At 70.3% G+C, this 22,173-nt stretch carries 20 protein-coding genes and 1 tRNA gene; 16 read left to right on the forward strand and 5 right to left on the reverse strand.

The features are described 5' to 3' along the window. Positions 1–40: 40 nt before the first annotated feature. The 5 genes from ACIGCK_RS03030 (at position 41) to ACIGCK_RS03050 (ending at position 5,318) form a co-directional block, all read left to right on the forward strand. Positions 41–1,516: a malate:quinone oxidoreductase gene (locus ACIGCK_RS03030; RefSeq protein ID WP_396663674.1), complete on the forward strand. Its 1,476-nt coding sequence runs from the start codon at positions 41–43 to the stop codon at positions 1,514–1,516. A 12-nt stretch (positions 1,517–1,528) separates the two neighbouring features. Further along, positions 1,529–2,209, forward strand: a complete 681-nt coding sequence (locus ACIGCK_RS03035) for a thymidine kinase (protein ID WP_396663676.1) — start codon at positions 1,529–1,531, stop codon at positions 2,207–2,209. Positions 2,210–2,218: 9 nt separating this feature from the next. Then, positions 2,219–3,238: a UDP-glucose 4-epimerase GalE gene (gene galE, locus ACIGCK_RS03040; RefSeq protein WP_396663677.1), complete on the forward strand. Its 1,020-nt coding sequence runs from the start codon at positions 2,219–2,221 to the stop codon at positions 3,236–3,238. A gap of 76 nt (positions 3,239–3,314) precedes the next feature. Further along, the gene (locus tag ACIGCK_RS03045; protein WP_396663679.1) at positions 3,315–4,031 is read left to right on the forward strand and encodes a FadR/GntR family transcriptional regulator; all 717 of its coding nucleotides are present in this window, start codon (positions 3,315–3,317) and stop codon (positions 4,029–4,031) included. Positions 4,032–4,058: 27 nt separating this feature from the next. After that, positions 4,059–5,318, forward strand: coding sequence for an alpha-hydroxy-acid oxidizing protein (locus ACIGCK_RS03050; protein WP_396663680.1), 1,260 nt, complete (start codon positions 4,059–4,061; stop codon positions 5,316–5,318). Here the strand turns inward: ACIGCK_RS03050 and ACIGCK_RS03055 are convergent, their stop codons facing one another. The 4 genes from ACIGCK_RS03055 to ACIGCK_RS03070 form a co-directional block, all read right to left on the reverse strand. Further along, on the reverse strand, positions 5,319–6,089 hold the full coding sequence (locus ACIGCK_RS03055; RefSeq protein ID WP_396663682.1) for an HAD-IIB family hydrolase: 771 nt from the start codon (positions 6,087–6,089) through the stop codon (positions 5,319–5,321). A gap of 79 nt (positions 6,090–6,168) precedes the next feature. After that, positions 6,169–6,242: transfer RNA gene (locus ACIGCK_RS03060), tRNA-Pro, on the reverse strand. Between the two features lie 69 nt (positions 6,243–6,311). Continuing rightward, a complete protein-coding gene (locus ACIGCK_RS03065) occupies positions 6,312–7,265 on the reverse strand; it encodes a metallophosphoesterase (RefSeq protein WP_396663683.1) in 954 nt (317 codons plus the stop codon). After that, a complete protein-coding gene (locus ACIGCK_RS03070) occupies positions 7,265–9,814 on the reverse strand; it encodes a transglycosylase domain-containing protein (RefSeq protein WP_396663685.1) in 2,550 nt (849 codons plus the stop codon). Before ACIGCK_RS03070 ends, ACIGCK_RS03065 begins: the two co-directional genes overlap by 1 nt. Before the next feature lie 86 nt (positions 9,815–9,900). Here ACIGCK_RS03070 and ACIGCK_RS03075 point away from each other — a divergent pair, with 86 nt between their 5' ends. Next, on the forward strand, positions 9,901–10,122 hold the full coding sequence (locus ACIGCK_RS03075; protein ID WP_330171324.1) for a hypothetical protein: 222 nt from the start codon (positions 9,901–9,903) through the stop codon (positions 10,120–10,122). 2 nt (positions 10,123–10,124) lie between these two features. Further along, on the forward strand, positions 10,125–10,592 hold the full coding sequence (locus ACIGCK_RS03080) for a RidA family protein (RefSeq protein WP_396663687.1): 468 nt from the start codon (positions 10,125–10,127) through the stop codon (positions 10,590–10,592). Here the strand turns inward: ACIGCK_RS03080 and acs are convergent, their stop codons facing one another. Beyond that, positions 10,593–12,563 (reverse strand): acetate--CoA ligase, encoded by a 1,971-nt coding sequence (gene acs / locus ACIGCK_RS03085; protein ID WP_396663688.1) that lies wholly within the window; start codon positions 12,561–12,563, stop codon positions 10,593–10,595. Positions 12,564–13,007: 444 nt separating this feature from the next. Here acs and ACIGCK_RS03090 point away from each other — a divergent pair, with 444 nt between their 5' ends. The 9 genes from ACIGCK_RS03090 (at position 13,008) to ACIGCK_RS03130 (ending at position 22,137) form a co-directional block, all read left to right on the forward strand. Then, the gene (locus ACIGCK_RS03090) at positions 13,008–14,078 is read left to right on the forward strand and encodes a TadA family conjugal transfer-associated ATPase (RefSeq protein WP_396663689.1); all 1,071 of its coding nucleotides are present in this window, start codon (positions 13,008–13,010) and stop codon (positions 14,076–14,078) included. Next, positions 14,078–14,956 carry a type II secretion system F family protein gene (locus ACIGCK_RS03095; RefSeq protein ID WP_330171328.1) on the forward strand — a complete coding sequence of 293 codons (879 nt, stop codon included), beginning with the start codon at positions 14,078–14,080 and terminating at the stop codon, positions 14,954–14,956. The genes ACIGCK_RS03090 and ACIGCK_RS03095 overlap by 1 nt, the downstream gene beginning before the upstream one ends. Positions 14,957–15,007: 51 nt before the next feature. Then, positions 15,008–15,211 (forward strand): DUF4244 domain-containing protein, encoded by a 204-nt coding sequence (locus ACIGCK_RS03100; RefSeq protein WP_330171329.1) that lies wholly within the window; start codon positions 15,008–15,010, stop codon positions 15,209–15,211. An 8-nt stretch (positions 15,212–15,219) separates the two neighbouring features. Beyond that, on the forward strand, positions 15,220–15,555 hold the full coding sequence (locus tag ACIGCK_RS03105) for a TadE family type IV pilus minor pilin (RefSeq protein ID WP_396663691.1): 336 nt from the start codon (positions 15,220–15,222) through the stop codon (positions 15,553–15,555). After that, complete coding sequence (locus ACIGCK_RS03110; protein WP_396663693.1) at positions 15,555–15,881, forward strand: Rv3654c family TadE-like protein; 327 nt, start codon at positions 15,555–15,557, stop codon at positions 15,879–15,881. Before ACIGCK_RS03105 ends, ACIGCK_RS03110 begins: the two co-directional genes overlap by 1 nt. Before the next feature lie 36 nt (positions 15,882–15,917). Next, the gene (topA, locus tag ACIGCK_RS03115; protein WP_396663695.1) at positions 15,918–18,626 is read left to right on the forward strand and encodes a type I DNA topoisomerase; all 2,709 of its coding nucleotides are present in this window, start codon (positions 15,918–15,920) and stop codon (positions 18,624–18,626) included. Continuing rightward, positions 18,623–19,255: a dTMP kinase gene (gene tmk / locus ACIGCK_RS03120; RefSeq protein ID WP_396663697.1), complete on the forward strand. Its 633-nt coding sequence runs from the start codon at positions 18,623–18,625 to the stop codon at positions 19,253–19,255. Before topA ends, tmk begins: the two co-directional genes overlap by 4 nt. Positions 19,256–19,432: 177 nt before the next feature. Next, the gene (locus ACIGCK_RS03125) at positions 19,433–20,596 is read left to right on the forward strand and encodes a DNA polymerase III subunit delta' (RefSeq protein ID WP_396663698.1); all 1,164 of its coding nucleotides are present in this window, start codon (positions 19,433–19,435) and stop codon (positions 20,594–20,596) included. After that, the gene (locus ACIGCK_RS03130; protein ID WP_396663700.1) at positions 20,593–22,137 is read left to right on the forward strand and encodes an alpha/beta hydrolase; all 1,545 of its coding nucleotides are present in this window, start codon (positions 20,593–20,595) and stop codon (positions 22,135–22,137) included. Before ACIGCK_RS03125 ends, ACIGCK_RS03130 begins: the two co-directional genes overlap by 4 nt. Positions 22,138–22,173: the final 36 nt, after the last annotated feature.

Consider the following 22,173-nt stretch of genomic DNA (forward strand, 5'->3'; position numbering starts at 1 on the left):
CGCGGACGGGCCGCGCCCGCCACCGAAGGAGAATGAACTGGTGACCGAAACAGTCGATGTCGTGCTGATCGGTGGCGGAATCATGAGCGCCACGCTGGGCACGCTCATCTCCGAGCTGCAGCCCGACTGGAAGATCACCGTCTTCGAGCGTCTCGACGATGTCGCGATGGAGAGCTCCAACGCGTGGAACAACGCCGGGACGGGCCATGCCGCCCTGTGCGAGCTCAACTACATGCCGGAGGCGCCCGACGGAACCGTCGACCCCGCCAAGGCGATCGCGATCAACGAGCAGTTCCAGCAGAGCCGCCAGCTGTGGGCGTCGCTGGTGGAGCGAGGGGTGCTCGACGCTCCGTCGACCTTCATCAACGCGACGCCTCACATGACGTTCGTGCGCGGGGAGAAGGATGTCTCCTACCTCCGCAAGCGGTACGAGGCGCTCAAGGACGAGCCCCTGTTCGCCGGCATCGAGTACAGCGATGACTCCCGCGTCATCCACCAGTGGGCGCCCCTGCTGATGAAGAAGCGCCGGAAGAGCGACGAGCCGTTCGCCGCGACGCGTGTGCCCGCGGGCACCGATGTGGACTTCGGTGCCCTCACCCATCAGCTGTTCGACAATCTGCGTGAACGCGGCGCGAGGGTGCTCACCAACCGCGAGGTCAAGAAGCTGAAGAAGCAGTCGGACGGCTCGTGGCTCGTCACGTTCCGCGATTCGATCGGCCACACGCCCGGCCGCATCAACGCCCGGTTCGTCTTCGTCGGCGCCGGCGGGTGGGCGCTCAAGCTCCTCCAGCGCTCGGGCATCCCGGAGATCTCCGGTTACGGGGTCTTCCCGATCGGCGGCCAGTGGCTGAAGACCTCGAACCCGGCCCTCGTCGCTCAGCACCGGGCCAAGGTCTACTCCCAGGCATCCGTCGGTGCGCCGCCGATGTCCGTGCCTCACCTCGACACGCGCGTCGTCAACGGCGAGGCATCGCTGCTGTTCGGCCCGTTCGCGACGTTCAGCCCCAAGTTCCTGAAGAACGGGTCGATGCTCGACATCGTCACGCAGGTGCGGCCGGGCAACATCCTGCCGATGCTGAAGGTCGCGGTCGACAACCCCTCTCTCATCAGGTACCTCGTCGGTGAGCTTCTGAAGTCCCACAAGGACAAGGTCGAGAGCCTGCGCGAGTTCGTTCCCACCGCACGGGACGAGGACTGGGAGCTCCTCGACGCGGGACAGCGGGCCCAGGTCATGAAGAAGGACCCCGAGAAGGTGGGCGTCCTGCAGTTCGGGACAGAGGTCGTCGCGGCCGAGGACGGCTCGATCGCGGGGCTGCTCGGTGCCTCTCCGGGCGCATCGACCGCGGTGTCCATCATGCTCGGGCTGCTGCAGACCTGCTTCCCCGACCGAATCGAGGAGTGGGCGCCGCGCCTGCGGGAGCTGATCCCGAGCTACGGTCGCACGCTCAATCCGGATGAGGCCGCAGCGCGCACGGTGATCGAGGAGACCGCACGCGCCCTCGCCATCTCCCGCTAGGTCCCCGGCGTCATGGCGAAGCTCTACTTCCGCTACGGCGCGATGAACTCGGGCAAGTCGACGGCGCTGCTGCAGGCCGCGTACAACTACGAGGAGCGCGGGCAGAGCGTGCTGCTGGCCAAGCCCGAGATCGACACGAAGGGCGCGGCCCAGATCGAGTCCCGCCTCGGCGTGACCCGTCCGGTGGACTTCCTCATCGGAGCGAACGACGATGCCCGGGCTCTCTTCGCGGTCGAACGCGAGCGTGTGCGCCACGCCGGCGACGGCGCGCTCATCCCGGATGCCCGGCCCAGGGATGTGGCCTGCCTGCTGGTCGATGAGGCGCAGTTCCTCACACCGGCGCAGGTGGACGACCTGTTCCGCATCGCGGTGGAGGACGGCACTCCGGTGCTGGCATACGGCATCCGCACCGACTTCCTGACCGCGGCATTTCCGGGGTCGCGCCGCCTGCTCGAGATCGCCCACTCGCTCGAGGAGTTGAAGACCATCTGCCGCTGCGGGCGCAAGGCGGTCTTCAACGGTCGAGTCGTGGGTGGTCGGTTCGTCTTCGACGGCGACCAGGTGGCCATCGATGCCGCGGGCGCGGCAGTGCGCGACGACCACTTCTTGACGTATGAGTCGCTCTGCGGTACGTGTTACCTGCAGGAGTCCGGTGGCGTACTGGGCGAGGGGCGCGCGACCCACGATCAGTAGGCTAGGCGTATGCGAGTACTCCTTGCCGGCGGGGCCGGTTACATCGGCACGCACACCGCGGTGTCCCTGCTGGATGCCGGACACGACGTCGTGCTGCTCGACGACCTGTCCGGGACGCACGCCGTCGCGGCGGAGCGCGTCGAGACCATCACGGGCCGGGCCGCGCCGCTCGTCGTCGGCAATGCCGCCGACGACGCCGTCGTGACCGCCGCGTTCGATGAGCACGGGCCCTTCGACGCGATCATCCACTTCGCCGCGTTCAAGGCCGTGGGGGAGTCGACGCAGAAGCCGTTGGAGTACTACGCGAACAACCTGGACTCGACGTTCGCCCTCCTCCGCGTGGGACTCGAGCGCGGCATCCGCTCTTTCGTGTTCTCGAGCACGGGCACCGTCTACGCGGACCCGGACGACCTTCCCTTCACGGAGGAGTCGACGACGAGCGTGGACCTTTCGAACCCGTACTCGAAGTCCAAGCGGATGAACGAGGTCATCCTGGCCGACGTAGCCCGAGTGAACCCCGAGCTGAACGTCACGGTGCTGCGGTACTTCAACCCCGTCGGAGCCCACCGGAGCGGGCTCATCGGGGAGGACCCGGCCGGCATCCCGAACAACCTCATGCCCTTCGTCTCACGCGTCGCGATCGGTTCGCTCGAGCGCGTCGGGATATTCGGGGACGACTACGACACGCCGGACGGCACGGGGCTGCGCGACTACATCCACGTCGTGGATCTCGCCGACGGTCACGTCGCGGCCCTCCAGAAGGCCCAGCCCGGCTACGCCGTCTACAACCTCGGGACCGGGGTCCCCGTCAGCGTGCTCGAGCTCGTCGCCGCCTTCGAGGAGGCGGTGGGACGCGAGCTTCCCAAGCAGGTGCTCGCTCGTCGGCCCGGGGATGTCGCGGCCACCTATTGCGACCCGGGCAAGGCTCGCCGGGAGCTCGGCTGGTCCACCCGGCTCGGGATCGACGATGCCTGCCGGGACTACTGGCACTGGCAGCAGTCGAACCCGTCAGGATACGCGGGAGCCTGACCGCTCGCTGCGCGGGCTTGCGTGGTCTGACCACACGACCCTATCGTGGTCGGACCACAGAGCAGCGCGGAGGAGCATGCAGGAGAAATCGCCGGGCGCACCCAAGGCCTGGCAGGTCGTGCTCGAGCACATCGAGAGCGGTCTGATCGACGGACGCTTCGCGCCCGGCGATCGCCTCCCCGCCGAGCGCGAGCTCGCCGCGAGCCTCGGGGTGGGCAGATCCAGCGTCCGCGAGGCGATGCGGGTGCTGGAGGTGCTGGGGCTGGTCCGCACGGGCACGGGGTCGGGCCCCGCCGCGGGGGCGATCATCGTCGCCACCCCGCAGGGCGGCATGGCCGCACTCCTGCGGCTGCAGGTGGCCGCTCACGGATTCCCGCTGCACGACGTGGTGAAGACCCGCCTGATGCTGGAGACGGGCGTCGTCGAGACCCTCGCGTCGCTCCCCGACGCGCCTCTGGGCCCCGCGCGCGACGTCCTCGACGCGATGGAGCGGGACGATCTGAGCGCAGGGGAGTTCCTCGCCCTCGACGCCCAGTTCCACCTGTGCCTGGCGGAGGCATCGGGCAACGTCGTCGTCGCCGCCATGATGGCGGGCCTGCGCAGCTCGATAGAGTCGTACGTCCGCACGGGCGCGGGACGCATCGCCGACTGGGAGGCGACCGCCGCGCAGCTGCGCGCAGAGCACCGAGGCGTCTTGGAGGCGATCGAGCGCGGCGACGAAGACGACGCGCATCTGCGCATCCGGGAGCACATCACCGGGTATTACGCGGGGGCGGGCCTGGCCCGCGTCTGAACGCACCACACCTCGAGGGGGACACTCATGGTCACGCGGCAGCTGCCCAACCCGTCCGAACTGCGGGAGCTGATGCGCTTCAAGAAGCCCGATTTCAACGGGCGCAGGCGGCGTCTGGACTCTGCCCTGACGATCGCCGACCTGCGGAGGATCGCCCGGCGCCGCACGCCGAAGGCCGCCTTCGACTACACCGACGGCGCGGCAGAGGGGGAGCTCTCCCTGAACCGGGCCCGGCTGGCGTTCGAGGACATCGAATTCCATCCGTCGATCCTGCGGCCCGCGGTCGAGGTCGACACCTCCACGACGATCCTGGGCGGGCCCAGCGCGATGCCGTTCGGGATCGCCCCGACCGGTTTCACGCGCCTCATGCAGACCGAGGGGGAGGTGGCGGGCGCCTCGGCGGCGGGGGCGGCGGGTATCCCGTTCACCCTTTCGACGCTCGGAACCACATCGATCGAGGACGTCCGTGCGGCGAACCCCGCCGGACGCAACTGGTTCCAGCTCTACGTCATGCGTGACCGCGACATCTCCTACGGCCTGGCGAAGCGCGCCGCGGCAGCGGGCTTCGACACGCTCATGTTCACCGTCGACACCCCCGTGGCGGGCGCGCGGCTGCGCGACAAGCGCAACGGATTCTCGATCCCGCCGCGGTTGACGGTCGGGACCGTCGTCGACGCCATCCCGCGTCCATGGTGGTGGTTCGATTTCCTCACGACGCCCAAGCTCGAGTTCGCGTCGCTGTCGTCCACGGGCGGCACGGTGGGGGAGCTGCTGGATGCCGCGATGGACCCCACGATCAGCTACGACGACCTCGAGGTGATCCGCGGGCTATGGCCCGGGAGCATCGTCGTCAAGGGCGTGCAGAACATCGAGGACGCCGCGCGGCTGGTCGACCTGGGCGTCGACGGGATCGTCCTGTCCAACCACGGCGGGCGTCAGCTCGACCGCGCACCGATCCCGTTCCATCTGCTGCCCCATGTCGTGCGCGAGGTCGGGCGCGATGCCACCGTCATGATCGACACCGGGATCATGAACGGCGCCGACATCGTCGCCTCGGTCGCCCTCGGGGCGAAGTTCACCCTCGTCGGTCGCGCATACCTCTACGGCCTGATGGCCGGTGGTCGCGATGGGGTCGACCGCACGATCGCCATCCTGCGGGGCGAGATCGAGCGGACGATGCGGCTTCTCGGGGTCTCGGCCCTCGAGGAGCTCGAGCCGCGCCACGTGACGCAGCTGACGAGGCTCGTGCCGGTCTCCCCGGAGGTGGCGGGTGTGACCGCCGACTGATCAGCGGGCGGGGAGCGAGGGGATGAGCTCGTCGAGGTACCGAGCGGTCTCCTGCCAGCCCTCCACGGCCTGGCACGGCACACCCAGAGCGAGCACCGGATAGTCGTTGCCGCCCTCGTCGAGACGGTCGCCGATGAAGAGCATGTCGGAGAGAGGGATGCCGGTGTGCTCGGCAAGCCGCGTCATCCCGTACGCCTTGTCGATGCCGCGGTGCGTGATGTCGACCGATGTCGACCCTCCTGAGCGCACTTCGAGATCGGGGATGCGCGCGGCGACGGCATCGCGCAGCGACGCCTTCTTCGTACCCGCCGGATCCCAGGCCATCTTGGCGTCGAGCGGTGCGTGCTGGCCGAGGGCCGAGAAAGTGATCTGCGACCCCCGGTCCTCGAGGATGTCGCCCCAGGTCTCGCTCTCCCAGAACCCGAGCCGGCGCGCCTCCTCCTCGACGGCGGCCAGGGCACGGTCCTTCTCGTCCTGCGTGAGCGAGTGCGCATACACCGTGTCGAGCTCGCCGGACTCGGCGAAGCGGTAGTACTGGGTGCCGCATGTGGGCATGAGGTGTACTCGCGCGAGGGTGGATGCCGAGGCATCCGGCAGCCGCTCGACGACCTGCGAGCGGAACTGCTGGATCTGGCCGCCGGAGATGATGGCGACGTCGACGCGCTCGGCGAGGGCGAGCAGCAGGCGGCCGATGCGCTCCGGAATGGGGCTCTTGGAGGGAGCCAAGGTGTCGTCCAGGTCGAAGGCGACGAGTCGGGGCGCGATGGTCACGGTCTTCTTTCTCCATCGATGAGGGGATTCCGGTGGATATGGAAATGGGCCGACCTGCCGGTCGACCCAATTCCCGCTGTCGGGGTGACAGGATTTGAACCTGCGGCCTCGTCGTCCCGAACGACGCGCGCTACCAAGCTGCGCCACACCCCGTGGCAACCCTCCGAGTCTACCCGAACTCTTCCCTCGTGCCGAACCGGCCCGGCTCCGGCGCGCAGGGGGTCAGACGACGTCGGTGCGCGGGAGCAGGGTCAGGAGGGTGGTCTCGGGCGGGCAGGCGAATCGCACGGGCGCGTAGATCGAATGCCCCAGCCCCGCGCTGACATGAAGCGGCACGCGCCGGCCGCCGCGCTGCCATGTCGACAGACCGCGCACCTGGTCGAGGGGCAGATCGCAGTTCGCGACGAGCGCTCCGAGGCCGGGTACGCGCACCTGACCGCCGTGTGTGTGCCCCGCGAAGATCGCGTCGGCTCCGGCGTCGGTGAAGGCGTCCAGCACACGGCGATACGGCGCGTGCGTCACGCCGATCGTCAGGGCGGCGGGGGCGGACGGCTCCCGGCCGGGCGCCGCGAGCCCCGATGCCAGCTGGGGCACCAGGTCGAGCCTGTCGAGATCGTGGTGGGCGTCGTCCACCCCGAACGCGTCGATGCGTACGCCGGCGACCTCGAGGCGGGCCGAGGCGTTGTTCAGCCCGCTCCAGCCGAGGGTCTCGGTGAAGAACCGGTCCATCGTGTCGGTGTCGAGCTCGTCGACCTCGATACGGCGCCTGGAGGGGCCGAGGAAGTAGCGCATCGGGTTGCGCGGCTGCGGGGCGAAGAGATCGTTCGACCCGTGCACGTAGACACCCGGAATGCCGCGGAAGCCGGCGAATGCGGCTCGGATGCCGCGCAGTGCATCCGGGTGTCCCAGGTTGTCGCCGGTGTTGACGATCAGGTCGGGACGCAGCGAAGCGAGATGCGCGATCCACGCCTGCTTGCGGCTCTGCCACGGCGCCATGTGCACATCGGAGAGGTGCAGCACCCGCAGCGGAGTGGCGCCGGGAGGCAGCACCGCGAGCGTCGCATGCCGGACCGTGTAGAGATGGCGCTCGACGCCGATGCCCCATACGGCGGCGGACGCCGCGAGGGCCCCCAGCGCGACGAGCGCGCGGGGGCCCTTGGGCCTACGTGGCGACATCAGCACTCGCGGCGTTCGACGCTCAGCGTCACCGCGGTGTTGCGATTGGTCGAGGTCCCCTCGCCGGGCGAGACGCCCGTGACGCGGCCGTTCTCCGGTGCATCCTCGTTCTCGGTGCACTGGGCGCTGACGTTGCCGAACCCTGCCGAGCGGAGGGAGGATGCCGCGGCCTCCTGAGTCTGCCCCACGAGGCCTCCCGGAATGCTCGCGCCCTCGCCGTTGCTCGGGTAGATGGTCACGACCGTGGCGCCCGACACGCGACCCGCGCCCGGGTCCTGACGGACGATCGTGCCGGCGGACTCCGAGGCGTCGACGGCGTCGCCGACGTTCACGCTGAACCCTGCGGCCTGCAGAGTGGCACGGGCCTGATCGACGCTCTGGCCCACGACGCTCGGCAGGTCGATGAACACCTGGCGCGTGAGGTTCTGATCGGGGCGCGGGAAGTCGTCGCCGCCGTACTTGGCGTTCGCGGCGCGCTGCATGACGGGCCAGATCGAGTGGCGGATGGTCCACAGGGCGCGTCCGTTGGCCGAGTTGCGGTCGAGCCGGACCTCGCCCTTCACGTTGCCGACCCACACCACCGTGGCGACCTTCGAGCTCGCGCCATCCATCCACGTGTGGATCTGCTCGTGGATCCCCGTCTTGCCGAAGACGGGGACGCCGTCGTTGGTCCGCGACGACCCGGCCGAGCCGCCGTTGATGACGCCTTCGAGCGTGAAGGCGGCGGTCGCCGCCACCGATTCGTCGAGGACCCGGTTGCAGGTGGTCTGGGGGAGGGGAAGCTCGTTGCCGTCGGCGTCGATCACGCGGTCGATCGCCTTCGGCTCGCAGTAGATGCCCTTGTTCGCGATGGTCGCGTAGGCGCCCGCCATGTCGATCGGCGCGATGGCCTTGGAACCGAGGATGTCGTAGACGAAGTTCGTCTCGGTCACCGACCCGCCGTTGGCGAGCTCGACACCCATCCGCTCGGCGATCTTGTTGGTGTCGCAGACGCTGACCTTCTCGCTCATTGCCAGGAACCCGGTGTTGAGCGAGTCGGCGGTGAAGCGCATCGGGGTGCCGTTGTAGCCTCCGACGCCTTGGAAGTTCTTGATCTGGTTGGAGGTGATGCGCTGGGTTCCGCCGTCGCAGTCGGCCATGACGGTGAAGTTGCGCTGGCGTCCGTTCAGGACCTCGTTGACGGAGTGGCCGTGCTCGAGCCAGTTGAGGAGGGTGAACACCTTGTAGGTCGATCCCGGCAGGAAGCCGTTGGAGCCGCCGTTGATGTACGGGGTGTTGAAGTTCACCGACGTGAAGGCCGGGTCGTTCGCCGCCTTGTCGGCGTCCTGCGTGTAAGGGCGGTTCTGCACCATCGACAGCACTCGGCCGGTGGACACCTCGAGCTGAACTCCGGAGGAGCCGAGGTCGAGGTTCGGGTGCGTGGCCGGGACGATCGAGATCGCATCCTCGGCGGCCTTCTGCAGGTCGAGATCGATCGTCGTATAGATCTTGAGCCCGCCCCGGCGCAGCGCTGCCTGACGCTCCTCGGGTGTCTCGCCGAAGGCCTCGTCGGTCTCGACGATCGTGCGCACGTAGTCGCAGAAGAACGCCGAACCTCCCGCGTTCTCACAGCCCTGGGTGGAGGGGACGATGTTCGGGGCGATCGGCTCGGCGTACGCCGCGTCGTACTGCTCTTGGCTGATCTTGCCGTCGGCCAGCATCCGTCCGAGCACGTAGTTGCGACGATCGAGCGTCAGCTGGTAGCCGTTGGCGGCGCCGTTGGACTCGCTCTCGGGGCGGTCGATGCGGAACGTGTTGGGGTTCTGCACCATTCCCGCGAGCGTGGCCGCCTGGCCGAGCGAGAGGTTTGCGGACGAGGTGCCGAAGTAATACTGCGCGGCCGCCTCGACGCCGTAGTTCGTTCCGCCGAAGTTGGCGATGTTGAGGTAGCCGAGCAGGATCTCGTTCTTCGAGTAGCGCTGCTCCATCGCGATCGCGTAGCGCATCTCCTGCAGCTTGCGCTCGATGCCGTCCATGCCCGAGGCCGTGGTCGCCTCGACCCAGCACGCCTGGAGGTCCTCGGTCGTCGGCGCGTCCCGCTCGCAGCGCTGAACGAGCACGTTCTTGACGTACTGCTGGCTGATGGAGGAGCCGCCCTGCGTCGCGCCGCCCTGCACGTTGCTGATGACGGCGCGCGAGGTGCCGATGAGGTCGACCCCGCCGTGGTCGTAGTAGCGCGGGTCCTCGCTGGAGAGGATCGCGTCGTATACCACGGGGTTGATCTGCTCGTAGGTGACCGGGAGGCGGTTCTGGTCGTAGAACCGCGCGAGCTGCACCTCGGTGCCGTCGCTCGCGGTCGCGTAGATCTCGGTCGGCAGCATGAGCTCGTCGATCTCGAGATAGCTCGGCATGTTGTCGAACATCGTGATGGCGCTCGAGGCCGCGGCGCCGGACACGGCGATCGCCGGCGTGACGGTTGCGGTCACCAGAACACCCGCGACAGCGGAGAGGCCCACGAGGCCGGCGAGACCGCCGAGCACACCCGTAGCCGTCTTTTTCGAACCAGGCATAGGGTGAATGCTAAGGGAGTTCCCTGAGGGAAGCCCCAACACGGCCGCATGAAGGCCCTGACCCGAGCCCTGATCCGAGGAGATCGATGACCACCTGGGAGTACTTGACGACCCCGCTGCTGATCCACAACACGGCGGCGATCCTGAACAACTGGGGGAAGCAGGGGTGGGAGCTCGTCCAGGTGGTCCCGGGCCCCGAGGGAGGGCTCGTGGCCTACTTCAAGCGCCCCTCGGGTGGCGACCAGGGCCGGGGCAACGCCGGGCTCGCCGCGGCCGCCGAGGCATCCCGCCAGTTCGAGGGGCAGTGACGATGACCGTCTCCGCGCGCCTGGCCGAGCTCGGCATCGAACTGCCCGCCGTCGTCCCGCCCGTCGCGGCGTACGTGCCCGCCAAGGCGCACGGCGACCTCGTCTACACCGCCGGTCAGCTGCCCATCGTCGCGGGCTCGCTGCCGGCGACGGGCAAGGTCGGCGACGGCCCGGGCCTCGTCGCTCCGACGGATGCCGCGGCCTACGCGCGCCGGTGCGCCCTGAACGCGATCGCCGCCGCCGCAGCGGCCGTGGGCGGCCCCGACCGGCTCACCGGCGTTCTCAAGGTCACGGGCTTCGTCGCGTCCCCGCCCGACTTCACCGGTCAGCCGGGCGTCGTCAACGGCGCGAGCGAGCTGCTCGGCGAGGTCTTCGGCGAGGCGGGACGCCACGCCCGCTCGGCGGTCGGCGTGCCCGTGCTGCCCCTGGATTCGCCCGTCGAGGTCGAGGTCGTCTTCACCTGGGAGTGATCACCGCACCTGCGCGCTGATGACGCTCATCACCGCCGTGTCCGCCAGCGTCGTCGTGTCGCCGACCTCGCGGCCCTCGGCCACGTCGCGCAGCAGCCGCCGCATGATCTTGCCGGATCGCGTCTTGGGCAGCTCGCCGACGATGTAGACGTCGCGGGGGCGGGCGATGGGTCCGATCTGCTCGCTCACCCACGCGCGCAGCGCCTGCGCGAGCCCGTCGGGGGAGTGCTTGTCGAGGTAGCTCTGCTTGATGATGACGAAGGCGACCACCGCCTGGCCCGTCGTCTCGTCCGACGCCCCCACCACGGCCGCCTCCGCCGTCGCCTCGTGAGCGACGAGGGCCGACTCGATCTCGGCCGTCGAGAGCCGGTGACCCGACACGTTCATGACGTCGTCGACCCGGCCGAGGAGCCAGATGTCGCCGTCCTCGTCGCGCCGCGCGCCGTCGCCGGCGAAGTAGAAGCCCTTGTCCGAGAACTTCTCCCAGTAGGTCTCGACGAAACGCTCCGGGTCGCCCCAGATCCCGCGCAGCATGCTGGGCCACGGCTCGGTGACGACGAGCAGCCCGCCCGCGTCGTTTCCGACGTGGGCTCCCGCGTCATCCACGACATCCACGGTGATTCCGGGAAGCGGCACCTGTGCGCTGCCGGGCTTCGTCTCGGTCACGCCGGGGAGCGCCGAGATCATGATCGCGCCGGTCTCGGTCTGCCACCACGTGTCGACGATCGGAGTGCTGCCGCCCCCGATGACCTCGCGGTACCAGACCCACGCCTCCGGATTGATGGGCTCCCCGACGGACCCCAGCAGGCGCAGGCTCGACAGGTCGAAGCCCTGGGGCACCTGCCGCCCGATCTTCATGAACGACCGGATCGCCGTCGGCGCCGTGTAGAAGATCGTCACGCCATACTTCTGGATGATCTCCCACCAGCGCCCGGCATGCGGGGTGTCAGGCGTGCCCTCGTAGAGCACCTGCGTCGCGCCGTTGGCGAGCGGGCCGTACGTCACGTACGTGTGCCCCGTGATCCAGCCGACGTCCGCCGTGCACCAGTACACGTCGGTCTCGGGGTGCAGGTCGAACACATTCCGGTGCGTGTATGCGGCCTGGGTGAGGTATCCGCCGGAGGTGTGCTGGATGCCCTTGGGCTTCCCGGTGGTGCCGGAGGTGTAGAGGATGAAGAGCGGGTTCTCGGCGTCGAAGGCCTGCGCGGTGTGCTCGGCGGATGCCGCGGGCACGGCCTCGTGCCACCAGATGTCGCGGCCGGGGGTCCACTCCACCTCATTTTGGCCGCGGCGTACCACGAGCACGTGCTCGACCGTCGCCTGCGGCCCCTGGCCGCCGCGGTCGGCGAGTGCCATGTCGACGGCGGGCTTGAGGGGAGAGACCTTGCCCTTGCGGTATCCGCCGTCGGCCGTGATGACCACCTTGGCGCCCGCGTCGTCGATGCGCGCACGGAGGCTGTCGGCGGAGAAGCCGCCGAAGACGACGGAGTGGATCGCGCCCAGGCGCGCGACGGCGAGCATAGCGGCGATCGCCTCGGGGATCATCGGCAGGTAGACGGCCACGCGATCCCCGGCATCCACGCCCAGCTCGGTGAGCACGTTGGCGACTCGCTTGACCTCGTCCGTCAGCTCCGCGTAGGTCACGGCGCGGGAGTCGCCGGGCTCGCCCTCCCACAGCAGCGCGACGCGGTCGCCGTTGCCCGCCTCGACGTGCCGATCGAGGCAGTTGTACGCGACATTGAGGCGACCGTCGGCGAACCAGCGCGCGAACGGCGGGTTGGACCAGTCGAGCACCTCGGAGAAGGGTTCCGCCCACGTCAGCAGGTCGTTCGCCTGCCGGCCCCAGAACGCCTCCCGATCGGCGGCCGCATCGTCGTACAGATCGGCCTGCGCGACGGCGCCGCGCGCGAACTCCTCGGGGGGAGCGAAGCGGCGGTTCTCGGACAGCAGGTGGTCGATCTGGCTCGTCATGTCGGGTGCGCTCCCTTGTGCGTGTCGACGTTGCGGGCGGCGGTGCCACGCCCCGGCGGGCGTCGCCGGGTACGCACGAGAATCTACGGGAGCGCGGGCTCGGGGACTACCTCCGAAAGTCGGTGTCAGCTATCCGGACCCTCCTGTCCGATATACCGCTGCGACATGTCTGTCAGTGCTTTTGTCGGTGTATTCCCATTGCGTATGCTCAGGGGCGGCCGAACATTCGATTCTGGCATCGCGGCACCCCGCACCCCCCTGCAAGGGGTCGCCGCGAGGCGGCATCCCATTCCCCCCATGGGATGCCGCCTTCTTCTCGTCCGGCGGTGCGCGGGTCCCGGCGCCGGCGTGCTGCCGCTCCTTCACAGCGTCGCGGCCGCGGGATCGTCCACCGTCGGCGGGCGGGTGAGTCGGGAGACGGTGGCGAGCACGTAGCGTCGCGGCATGCCGAACCCGTTCGTCGCCTACCCGAGTGCGGGCTCCGTGTCGGCCGTGCGACCCGGCGAAGCGGCCGCCGCGCCAGCCGACGCGAACGCTGGGCCCGGCGTCGCCTCTGCGGGGACGTCCGTGTCCGTGCCGTCCGCGCCCGAGCTCGCGCCGATCGCCGGACACCTCGCCGACCCCGCCGTGACCGACCTCTTCATCAACGGGGCGGCGGGTCTGTGGTGCGACCGGGGAGAGGGCGCCGTCCGCGACCCGCTATGGAGCGCCGACGAGGCCACCGTGCGCGACTTGGCCGTCACGCTCATCGGCCTGGGCGGTCGCCACCTGGACGAGGCCAGCCCCGCCGTCGATGTTCGGCTGGAGGGCGGCATGCGCATCCACGCGGTCCTGCCACCCGTTTCCACGGGCGGTACCACGCTGTCGGTCCGTATCCCGCGGGTCCGTCGCCCCACCCTCGACGACCTCGTCGCTCGCGGTACGTTCGAGGATCCCCGTGCGGCGGACTGGCTGAAGAGCATCGTCTCCGCGCGGGTGAACGTGCTCGTGACGGGGGGCGCGGGAAGCGGCAAGACCACTCTCCTGGCGGCGATGCTCTCCGCCGCCCCGCCGACCGAGCGGATCGTGACGATCGAGGACGTCGCGGAGCTGACGATCGCGCACCCTCATCACGTCGCCCTCGAGGCGCGACAGGCGAATCTGGAGGGCGCGGGCGGCATAGGGCTGGCGCGGCTCGTGCGGGAGGCGTTGCGGATGCGCCCCGATCGGCTCGTTCTCGGCGAATGCCGAGGCGAAGAGGTGCGAGAGCTTCTCGCCGCGCTCAACACCGGACACGACGGCGGTGCGGGCACCGTGCACGCCAGCCGCATCGCCGACGTTCCGGCGCGCCTGGAAGCTCTCGGAGCGCTGGCGGGCCTGAACGATGCGGCGCTCGCCCGGCAGGCGGTGGGCGCGATCCATTTCGTCCTTCACATGGAGCGGGACGCGCGGGGGACGCGGCGCCTGACCGGCGCCGGCGTCCTGCGCCTCGACACGGGGCGTCTGGGGGTGAGCGAGTGCGCACCCTGGGCGTGATGCGCGGTCGTCGGCGCGGGGCGGACGCGGGTGAGGACGCGCCGGCCGACGCGGTGCACGCACTGGCGGTGCTGTTGCGCGCAGGTCTGCACCCGGGCTCGGCGTGGGCGTACCTCGCCGAGCAATCGCCCATCGTGGCCCCGATCGCCGCTGCCATCGCCTCTGGGCGACCGATACCCGCCGCCATCGAGGATGCCGGTGGGGACTGGGCGGACGTGGGCCGGGCGTGGCGGGTCGCCGCTCAGGTGGGCGCTCCGCTCGCCGAGACGCTGCAGGGGTTCGCGGAGGGCCTGCGCGACGCCGCAGACGCGCGGGACGACGTGCGGGTCGCGCTCGCCGAACCGACCGGTACCGCGCGGCTGATGCTCTGGTTGCCGGCCGCGGGGGCCGCCTTGGGCGCGGCACTGGGATTCGATGTCGTCGGCGCCGTTCTCGGCGACGTGCGAGGGGCGCTCTGCGTGATCGCCGGCATCGCCCTGATCGTCGCCGCGCGTGTGTGGACCGCGCGTCTGGTCGCCCGGGCTCAGCCTCCCGCCGAGACGCCCGGACTCGAGGCATCCCTCTTCGCGATCGCTCTCACGGGCGGTGTATCCCTGGACCGAGCCGCCCATATCGCGAGTGGGGGCGCCGTCCCCGATCGGGTACGCGCGATACTCGAGCTGTCGCGCCGTGCGGGAGTGCCCGCCGTCGAGCTCCTGCGGGCGGAGGCCAGCAGGGCACGGCATCGGGCGCGTGTCGCCGGCCGCACCGCAGCCGCGCAGCTCGCCACGCGGCTGCTCCTGCCGCTCGGCGTGTGCACCCTGCCGTCGTTCCTTCTGCTCGCGGTCGCGCCACTCGTGCTGTCCGTCCTCGATTCCGCGGTCCTTCCCGCGCTCTGACCCCGCCACACACTCGCCCACCCACCGGAACCATCGAAGAGAGGACCAGTCATGACCGACCCCTTCACCCCTCGTGCGCAGCGCAGGCTTCGCCGCCGATTGCTCGACGACGATTCGGGTGCCGCGACCGCCGAATACGCGATCGCGACAATGGCCGCGGTGGCCTTCGCCGGGCTGCTCGTCGTCATCATGCGCAGCGATGAGGTGCGCGGCATCCTCACCGACCTGGTGCGACGCGCCCTCACCGTCGGATGAGCGCGGCGGTGCGGCGGCGGGATGACGGCGGGTCCGTCTCGGCCGAGTTCGCCGTCGCACTGCCCGCGATCGTGGTCATGGTTCTGCTGTCGGCGGGTGCCCTGACCGGTGCGGCTGCGGCGGTGCGGGCACAGGATGCCGCTGCGGACGCCGCCCGCCTCGTCGCGCGCGGCGAGGACGTGGGTGCGGCGACGTCCGTCGTGGCGCGCAGCGCCGGGCCGGCGCGCGTGCAGGTGCACCGCCGCGGCGAGCTCGTGTGCGCCGACGTGACGATCGACATCCGCGTCGCCGGGGTCGCCTTCCCCGTCACCGGCCGCTCGTGTGCGCTGGAGGGCGGTCTCTGATGCCCGGCACGCTGCTCGCGGCCGGAATCGTGGCGACGACGACCCTGCTCGCGGCAGGTCTGGCCGCCGCGGGCGGCGCATCGATCGCCTCGCAGCGGGCCGCCGGGGCCGCCGACGCCGCCGCGCTCGCCGCGGCGGACGCGGCCTCGGGGGCGGTCACGGGAGAGCCCTGCACCCGGGCCGCGGAGCTGGCGGCCGCGGCCGGCGCGCATATAGAGAGGTGCGAGATCGAGGGGCTCTACGCCGTCGTCGACGTGTCCGTCCCCTACGCCGGACTCGCCGCGACGGCGCGAGCCCGAGCAGGACCTGCGCCCGGCTCACAGTGACCGGTGTGTATGGTGTGCAACGACGAAAGGACGCCGTTGGCCACCAGCAAGAAGCTCGTCATCGTTGAGTCTCCGACGAAGATGAAGTCGATCCAGTCGTACCTGGGGGATGACTACGAGGTGCTCTCGTCGGTCGGACACATCCGTGACCTCGCCGACAAGAAGGACATCCCCGCCGACCTGAAGAAGACCTCGGTCGGTCGCTACTCGATCGACATCGAGAACGACTTCGAGCCCTATTACGTCGAGTCCGAGCGCGGTCGCAAGACCGTGGCCGAACTCAAGCGCGCCCTCAAGCAGGCCGACGAACTCCTGCTCGCCACCGATGAAGACCGCGAGGGCGAAGCCATCGCGTGGCACCTGCTCGAGACGCTCAAGCCTAAGGTCCCCGTCAAGCGCATGGTGTTCCACGAGATCACCGAGGACGCCATCCGCGCCGCCGTGGAGCGCACCCGCGAGCTCGACCACGACCTCGTCGACGCGCAGGAGACCCGCCGCATCCTCGACCGCCTGTACGGATGGGACGTCTCTCCCGTGCTCTGGCGCAAGGTGGGGACGGGCCGCGACGGAGCGGCCCTCTCCGCCGGCCGCGTGCAGTCCGCGGCGACGCGTCTCGTCGTCGATCGCGAGCGCGAGCGCATCGCCTTCGTGTCGGCGTCGTACTGGGACATCGAAGCGATGGCGAGCCGGGATGCCGAGGCGTTCCGCGTCAAGCTCGTACGCCTCGACGGGGCGACCATTGCCCGTGGTGCGGACTTCGACGAGGCCGGTGCCCTCAAGCGGGCCGTGGTCGTGCTCGACGAGGCGCAGGCTGGCGAACTCGCCGCCGCGGTCGCGGGCGTCGGCGCGGCATCCGTCACCAAGGTCGAGGCCAAGCCGGGCACGCGCAGCCCCTACGCTCCGTTCACGACGTCGACGATGCAGCAGGAGGCCGGCCGCAAGCTCTCGATGAGCGCCAAGCACGCCATGAGCGTCGCGCAGCGCCTCTACGAGAAGGGCTACATCACCTACATGCGCACCGACTCGCAGTCGCTGTCGACACAGGCGATCGAGGCGGCGCGCACGCAGGCCGTGGAGCTCTACGGCAAGGATGCGGTGCCGCTGAAGCCGCGCGTGTACAAGAGCAAGAGCAAGAACGCACAGGAGGCGCACGAGGCGATCCGTCCCTCGGGCGAGACCTTCCGCACTCCCTCGTCCGTGGCGAGCGGGCTCGACCGCGACGAGCTGCGGCTCTACGACCTGATCTGGAAGCGCACCGTCGCGAGCCAGATGGCCGACGCGAAGTACGAGACCACCACCGTGACCCTCGAGGTCGCAGCGGGAGAGCGGCGGGCCGAGTTCACGGCATCCGGCACCGTCTACACCTTCAAGGGCTTCCTCGAGGCCTACGAGGAGGGCACCGACGAGAAGCGGGGCGACGCCGACAAGGGCGAGAACCAGTCGCTGCCCCAGTTGACCGCCGGCGACGAGGTCGCGATGGCCGACGTGGAGCCGAAGGGCCACCACACCACGCCCAAGCCGCGCTACACCGAGGCATCCCTGGTCAAGGCGCTTGAGGAGAAGGGGATCGGTCGTCCCTCGACGTTCGCGAGCATCATCGACACGATCCTCGACCGCGGGTACGTCACCAAGCGCGGTCAGGCGCTCGTGCCGAGCTGGATCGCGTTCAGCGTCGTGCGACTGCTCGAGGAGAACTTCCCCGACCTCGTCGACTACGACTTCACCGCGGCCCTCGAGGACGATCTCGACGCCATCGCGCGGGGCGAGCAGCACCGCGTCGAGTGGCTGCGCGCCTTCTACTTCGGCGACGAGGGCCACGTCGGCCTCCGCAACGTCGTCGACAACCTGGGCGAGATCGACGCGCGCGAGCTGAACTCGCGTCCCGTGAGCGAGAACGTCACGCTGCGCATCGGCAAATACGGTCCGTACCTCGAGGTCGTCGACCCCGAGAAGCCCGACGCCGACCCCCGCCGGGTCAACATCCCCGAGGACCTGGCTCCCGACGAGCTCACGCCCGCCAAGGCGCAGGAGCTCATCGACGCGCCGGTCGCGGGAGACCGCGTGCTCGGAGAGCACCCCGAGACGGGCAAGCTCATCGTCGTCAAGGACGGCCGGTTCGGCCCGTACATCCAAGAGGTCGAGCCCGTCGACCCCGACGCCGTCGACGAGGCCACGGGTGAGGTCGTCGAGCCGCCGAAGAAGCGCGGGGCCAAGAAGGAAGCGGCGCCCAAGCCGCGGACGGCGTCGCTGTTCAAGAGCATGTCGGTCGACACGATCGACCTCGACACTGCCCTGCGGCTGCTGGAGCTGCCCCGCACCGTGGGCACCGACCCCGAGTCGGGCGAGGCCATCACGGCGCAGAACGGCCGGTACGGCCCGTACCTGAAGAAGGGCACCGACTCGCGGTCGCTGGAGAGCGAGCAGCAGATCTTCGACATCGACCTCGAGGGCGCGCTCGCGATCTACGCGCAGCCGAAGTACGGGGCCCGTCGTGCGTCGAGCGCGCTCAAGGAGTTCGATGCAGACCCCGTGAGCGGCAAGCCGATCCGCATCCGCGACGGCCGATTCGGGGCGTACGTCACCGACGGCGAGACGAATGCGACCATCCCGCGCGGCGAGACGGTCGAGGACGTCGACTTCGAACGCGCGAAGCAGCTGCTCGCCGACAAGCGCGCGAAGGGCCCGGCCCCCAAGCGCACGACCAAGCGGACGAGCACGCGCAAGGCGCCGGCGAAGAAGTCATGACGGATGCCGCCGCCCGCGGACTCTGGATCACCCTCGAGGGCGGTGACGGAGCGGGCAAGACCACGCAGGCGGGTCTGCTCGAGTCGTGGCTGCGGGAGCGTGGACGCGAAGTCGTCCGCACCCGCGAGCCGGGCGGCACCGAGGTGGGGACGCTGATCCGCGACATCGTGCTGCACCACCGCGGGGACGTCGCGCCCCGCGCGGAGGCCCTGCTGTACGCCGCGGATCGCGCGCACCACGTGGCGACGCTCGTGCGCCCGGCGCTCGCGCGCGGCCAGGTCGTGGTGCAGGACCGCTACCTCGACTCGTCCGTGGCGTATCAGGGTGCCGGGCGCGTGCTCGATGCGGCCGAGGTGCGCGAGCTGTCGCTATGGGCGACGGAGGGGGCCCTGCCCGACCTGACGGTGCTGCTCGACCTCGACCCCGCGGAGGCGCGCGCCCGCCTGGACGCCGCCGACAAGCCGTTCGACCGCCTCGAGGCGGAACGCGAGGAATTCCACGTGCGGGTGCGGGAGGCCTTCCGCGCTCTCGCGGACGCCGAGCCCCAGCGTTTCCTCGTGCTCGAGGCGTCGAGTCCGGCGGCCGAGCTCGCCGCCGCTGTCCGGGAACGCGTGACCGCTCTTCTCTGACGGCGTGCGCGCCGACCGGACAACATTCCGGAAGGATGCCGCTCTGCGGCTGTGGCTGAGGGACTGCGGATCCCTCGGGGACCATCGATCCGGAGTGTTGTCCCCTTCCCGGGTTGGACGGGCCCGCCCTGCTGCCGGCGCAGGAGCGGATGTCGGGCCTGCGGATAGGCTGAGGCGGTGCCCTCGACTGCCGATACGACCGCCCTCCCGTGGGGGAGTGTCTGGGGGCAGGAGTCCGCGGTCGACTCGCTGAGGGCAGCCGCATCCGACGTTCAGGGCATGACGCACGCCTGGCTCATCACGGGGCCCCCGGGGTCGGGCCGCTCGACTCTCGCGTACGCGTTCGCCGCCGCCCTCATCGCCGCCGACGAGCGTGACGAGCCGACCATGCGGCAGGTGCTCGCGGGCACCCACCCCGACCTCACGGCGCTGCGGACCGAGCGCGTGATCATCACGATCGACGAGGCGCGGCGGCTCGTGGAGCGAGCGGCGTTCTCGCCCTCCCTCGGTCGGCACCGCGTGATCGTCGTCGAGGATGCCGACCGCATGACCGAGCGCACCTCGAACGTCCTGCTGAAGTCGCTCGAGGAGCCGCCCGAGCGCACGGTGTGGGTGCTGTGCGCCCCGAGCGACGCCGATCTTCTGCCGACCATCCGCTCGCGTGTGCGCACGCTGCGGCTGCGCGAGCCCGAGGTCGGCGATGTCGCCGCCCTCGTGCGGTCCCGCACGGGCGTGTCCGCGGAGATCGCCGAACAGGCCGCACGGCACGCGCAACGCCACATCGGCATGGCCCAGCGCCTCGCGACGGATGCCGCGGCCCGCGAGCGCCGTGACGAGACGCTCCGCTCGGTGCTCCGAGTGCGGGGCGTGGGCGATGCCGTGCAGGTGGCGGCGCGCATCGTCGAGGTGGCGACCGACGACGCCAAGGCCCTGACCGCCGAGCGCGACGCGGAGGAGCGGGCGACGCTGCTGCGCACGATCGGCGTCTCCGAGGGGCAGGGCGTGCCGCCCGCCGTGCGCTCGCAGCTCTCGGCCCTCGAGGACGACCAGAAGCGCCGCGCGACACGCAGTCTCCGCGACGGGATCGACCGCGTGCTCACCGACCTGCAATCGCTGTTCCGCGACGTCGTGATGCTGCAGTTCGGCCGCGCGGAGGGACTGGTCAACACCGAGCTCTCATCGGATCTGCGCGCGCTGGCAGGTGCCTGGGAGCCCGTGCGCACGCTCGCCGTGCTCGATCAGCTGCAGACGACGCGGCGTAATCTGGAGCAGAACGCCGCTCCCGCTCTCGCTCTCGAGAGCTTGCTCGTGACGGTGATCAGCGGGAGGACCACCACGTGATCAGCACCCTTCGGCGGCGCGCTCGCCGCGCAACCGCCGCGCTCGCCGCGCTCGCCGCGGCGTCCCTCGCGCTGACGGCGTGCCTCTACGCGGCGATCCCGGAGGAGGACGCTGCCGTCGGGCCGCAGGCGCCGGCCGATATCCCGGCCGATCTGGAGGGCTTCTACAGCCAGGAGCCGCAGTGGACGTCGTGCGGCGACGGGTTCGAGTGCGCGATCGTCGCTTCCCCGCTCGATTGGGACGACCCGGCGTTCGGCGTCATCGAGCTCTCGGTCGTCCGTCACGCGGCCGGTGGCGGCGCGCCCATCGGTTCGCTCCTGACCAACCCCGGCGGACCGGGCGCCAGCGGGGTCGATCTCGTGCGGGACTCGCTCGACTTCGCCGTCGGCCAGTCGGTCATCGACACCTACGACGTCGTCGGCTTCGATCCCCGCGGGGTCGGCGAATCGACGGCCGTCGCCTGCCTGGACCCGGCCGAGATGGACGCCTACCTGTACGACATCCCGGCCGCGCCGCGAGGATCGGCCGAGTGGGAGGCAGAGCTGGAGGAGCGCAATCGCGCCTTCGCCGACGCCTGCGAGGCGAACAGCGACGGCATCCTGCCCTTCATCACGACCGAGAACTCCGCGCGTGACATGGACCTGCTGCGGGCCGTCCTGGGGGACGACAAGCTCAACTTCCTCGGGTACTCCTACGGCACGTTCCTCGGCGCCACCTACGCGGAGCTCTACCCCGAGAACGTCGGGCGACTCGTGCTCGACGGCGCGATCGACCCGGCGGTGTCGGGGTTGGATGTCGGCACGATCCAGGGCGTCGGATTCGAGAACGCGCTGCGCGCCTTCATGGCGGACTGCCTCGACATGGCGGAGTGCCCGTTCCGGGGAAGCGTCGACCAGGCGATGTCCGATCTCGGTGCGCTGCTGGCGAGCGTCGATCGCTCCCCGCTTCCCGCAGCCGACGGGCGGATGCTGGGGGCCGACAGCCTGCTGACGGCGATCATCGCCGCGCTGTACTCCGAGGGCAACTGGCCGTACCTCACCACCGCGCTCTCCGACGCGTTGCAGGGAGACCCCGAGGTCGCCTTCCAGCTCGCGGACTTCTACAACGGGCGCCAGGCGGGGGAGTACCTCGACAATTCGACCGAGGCGTTCCGGGCCTATAACTGCATGGACTACCCGAACGACATCACCGACGAGGAGGAAGCGGCGGCCGAAGCGCTGCTCGCGGCGGAGGCGCCGACCGTCGCTCCGTACTGGTCGGGTCCCGACCCGTGCGAGGTCTGGCCGTACGATCCGACCGGCACCCGCGGTGAGATCGCGGCGGAGGGCGCCGCGCCGATCGTCGTCGTCGGCACCACGGGAGACCCGGCGACGCCGTACGAGTGGTCGGTCGCCCTCGCGGAGCAGCTCGCATCGGGCGTCCTCGTGACCAACGTCGGTGAGGGGCACACGGGCTACAACAAGGGCAACGCGTGCGTGGATGACGCGGTGGAGGCCTACCTCGTCGACGGTGTCGTGCCCGCCGAGGGGCTGTGCGGCTGAGCGGGAGCGTGCCCCCGCCGCGGCGCCTGGCCCGCG

The sequence above is a fragment of the Microbacterium sp. NPDC078428 genome (assembly GCF_044542535.1).
Classification (GTDB): domain Bacteria; phylum Actinomycetota; class Actinomycetes; order Actinomycetales; family Microbacteriaceae; genus Microbacterium; species Microbacterium limosum.

Coding starts and splice junctions, on each gene's coding strand:
- galE (WP_396663677.1), top strand. CDS start 2,219: ATGCGAGTACTCCTTGCCGGCGGGGCCGGTTACATCGGCACGCACACC.
- ACIGCK_RS03045 (WP_396663679.1), top strand. CDS start 3,315: ATGCAGGAGAAATCGCCGGGCGCACCCAAGGCCTGGCAGGTCGTGCTC.
- ACIGCK_RS03080 (WP_396663687.1), top strand. CDS start 10,125: ATGACCGTCTCCGCGCGCCTGGCCGAGCTCGGCATCGAACTGCCCGCC.
- ACIGCK_RS03075 (WP_330171324.1), top strand. CDS start 9,901: ATGACCACCTGGGAGTACTTGACGACCCCGCTGCTGATCCACAACACG.
- ACIGCK_RS03050 (WP_396663680.1), top strand. CDS start 4,059: ATGGTCACGCGGCAGCTGCCCAACCCGTCCGAACTGCGGGAGCTGATG.
- ACIGCK_RS03035 (WP_396663676.1), top strand. CDS start 1,529: ATGGCGAAGCTCTACTTCCGCTACGGCGCGATGAACTCGGGCAAGTCG.
- acs (WP_396663688.1), bottom strand. CDS start 12,563: ATGACGAGCCAGATCGACCACCTGCTGTCCGAGAACCGCCGCTTCGCT.
- ACIGCK_RS03090 (WP_396663689.1), top strand. CDS start 13,008: ATGCCGAACCCGTTCGTCGCCTACCCGAGTGCGGGCTCCGTGTCGGCC.
- ACIGCK_RS03100 (WP_330171329.1), top strand. CDS start 15,008: ATGACCGACCCCTTCACCCCTCGTGCGCAGCGCAGGCTTCGCCGCCGA.
- ACIGCK_RS03065 (WP_396663683.1), bottom strand. CDS start 7,265: ATGTCGCCACGTAGGCCCAAGGGCCCCCGCGCGCTCGTCGCGCTGGGG.
- ACIGCK_RS03070 (WP_396663685.1), bottom strand. CDS start 9,814: ATGCCTGGTTCGAAAAAGACGGCTACGGGTGTGCTCGGCGGTCTCGCC.
- ACIGCK_RS03095 (WP_330171328.1), top strand. CDS start 14,078: ATGCGCGGTCGTCGGCGCGGGGCGGACGCGGGTGAGGACGCGCCGGCC.
- tmk (WP_396663697.1), top strand. CDS start 18,623: ATGACGGATGCCGCCGCCCGCGGACTCTGGATCACCCTCGAGGGCGGT.
- ACIGCK_RS03110 (WP_396663693.1), top strand. CDS start 15,555: ATGCCCGGCACGCTGCTCGCGGCCGGAATCGTGGCGACGACGACCCTG.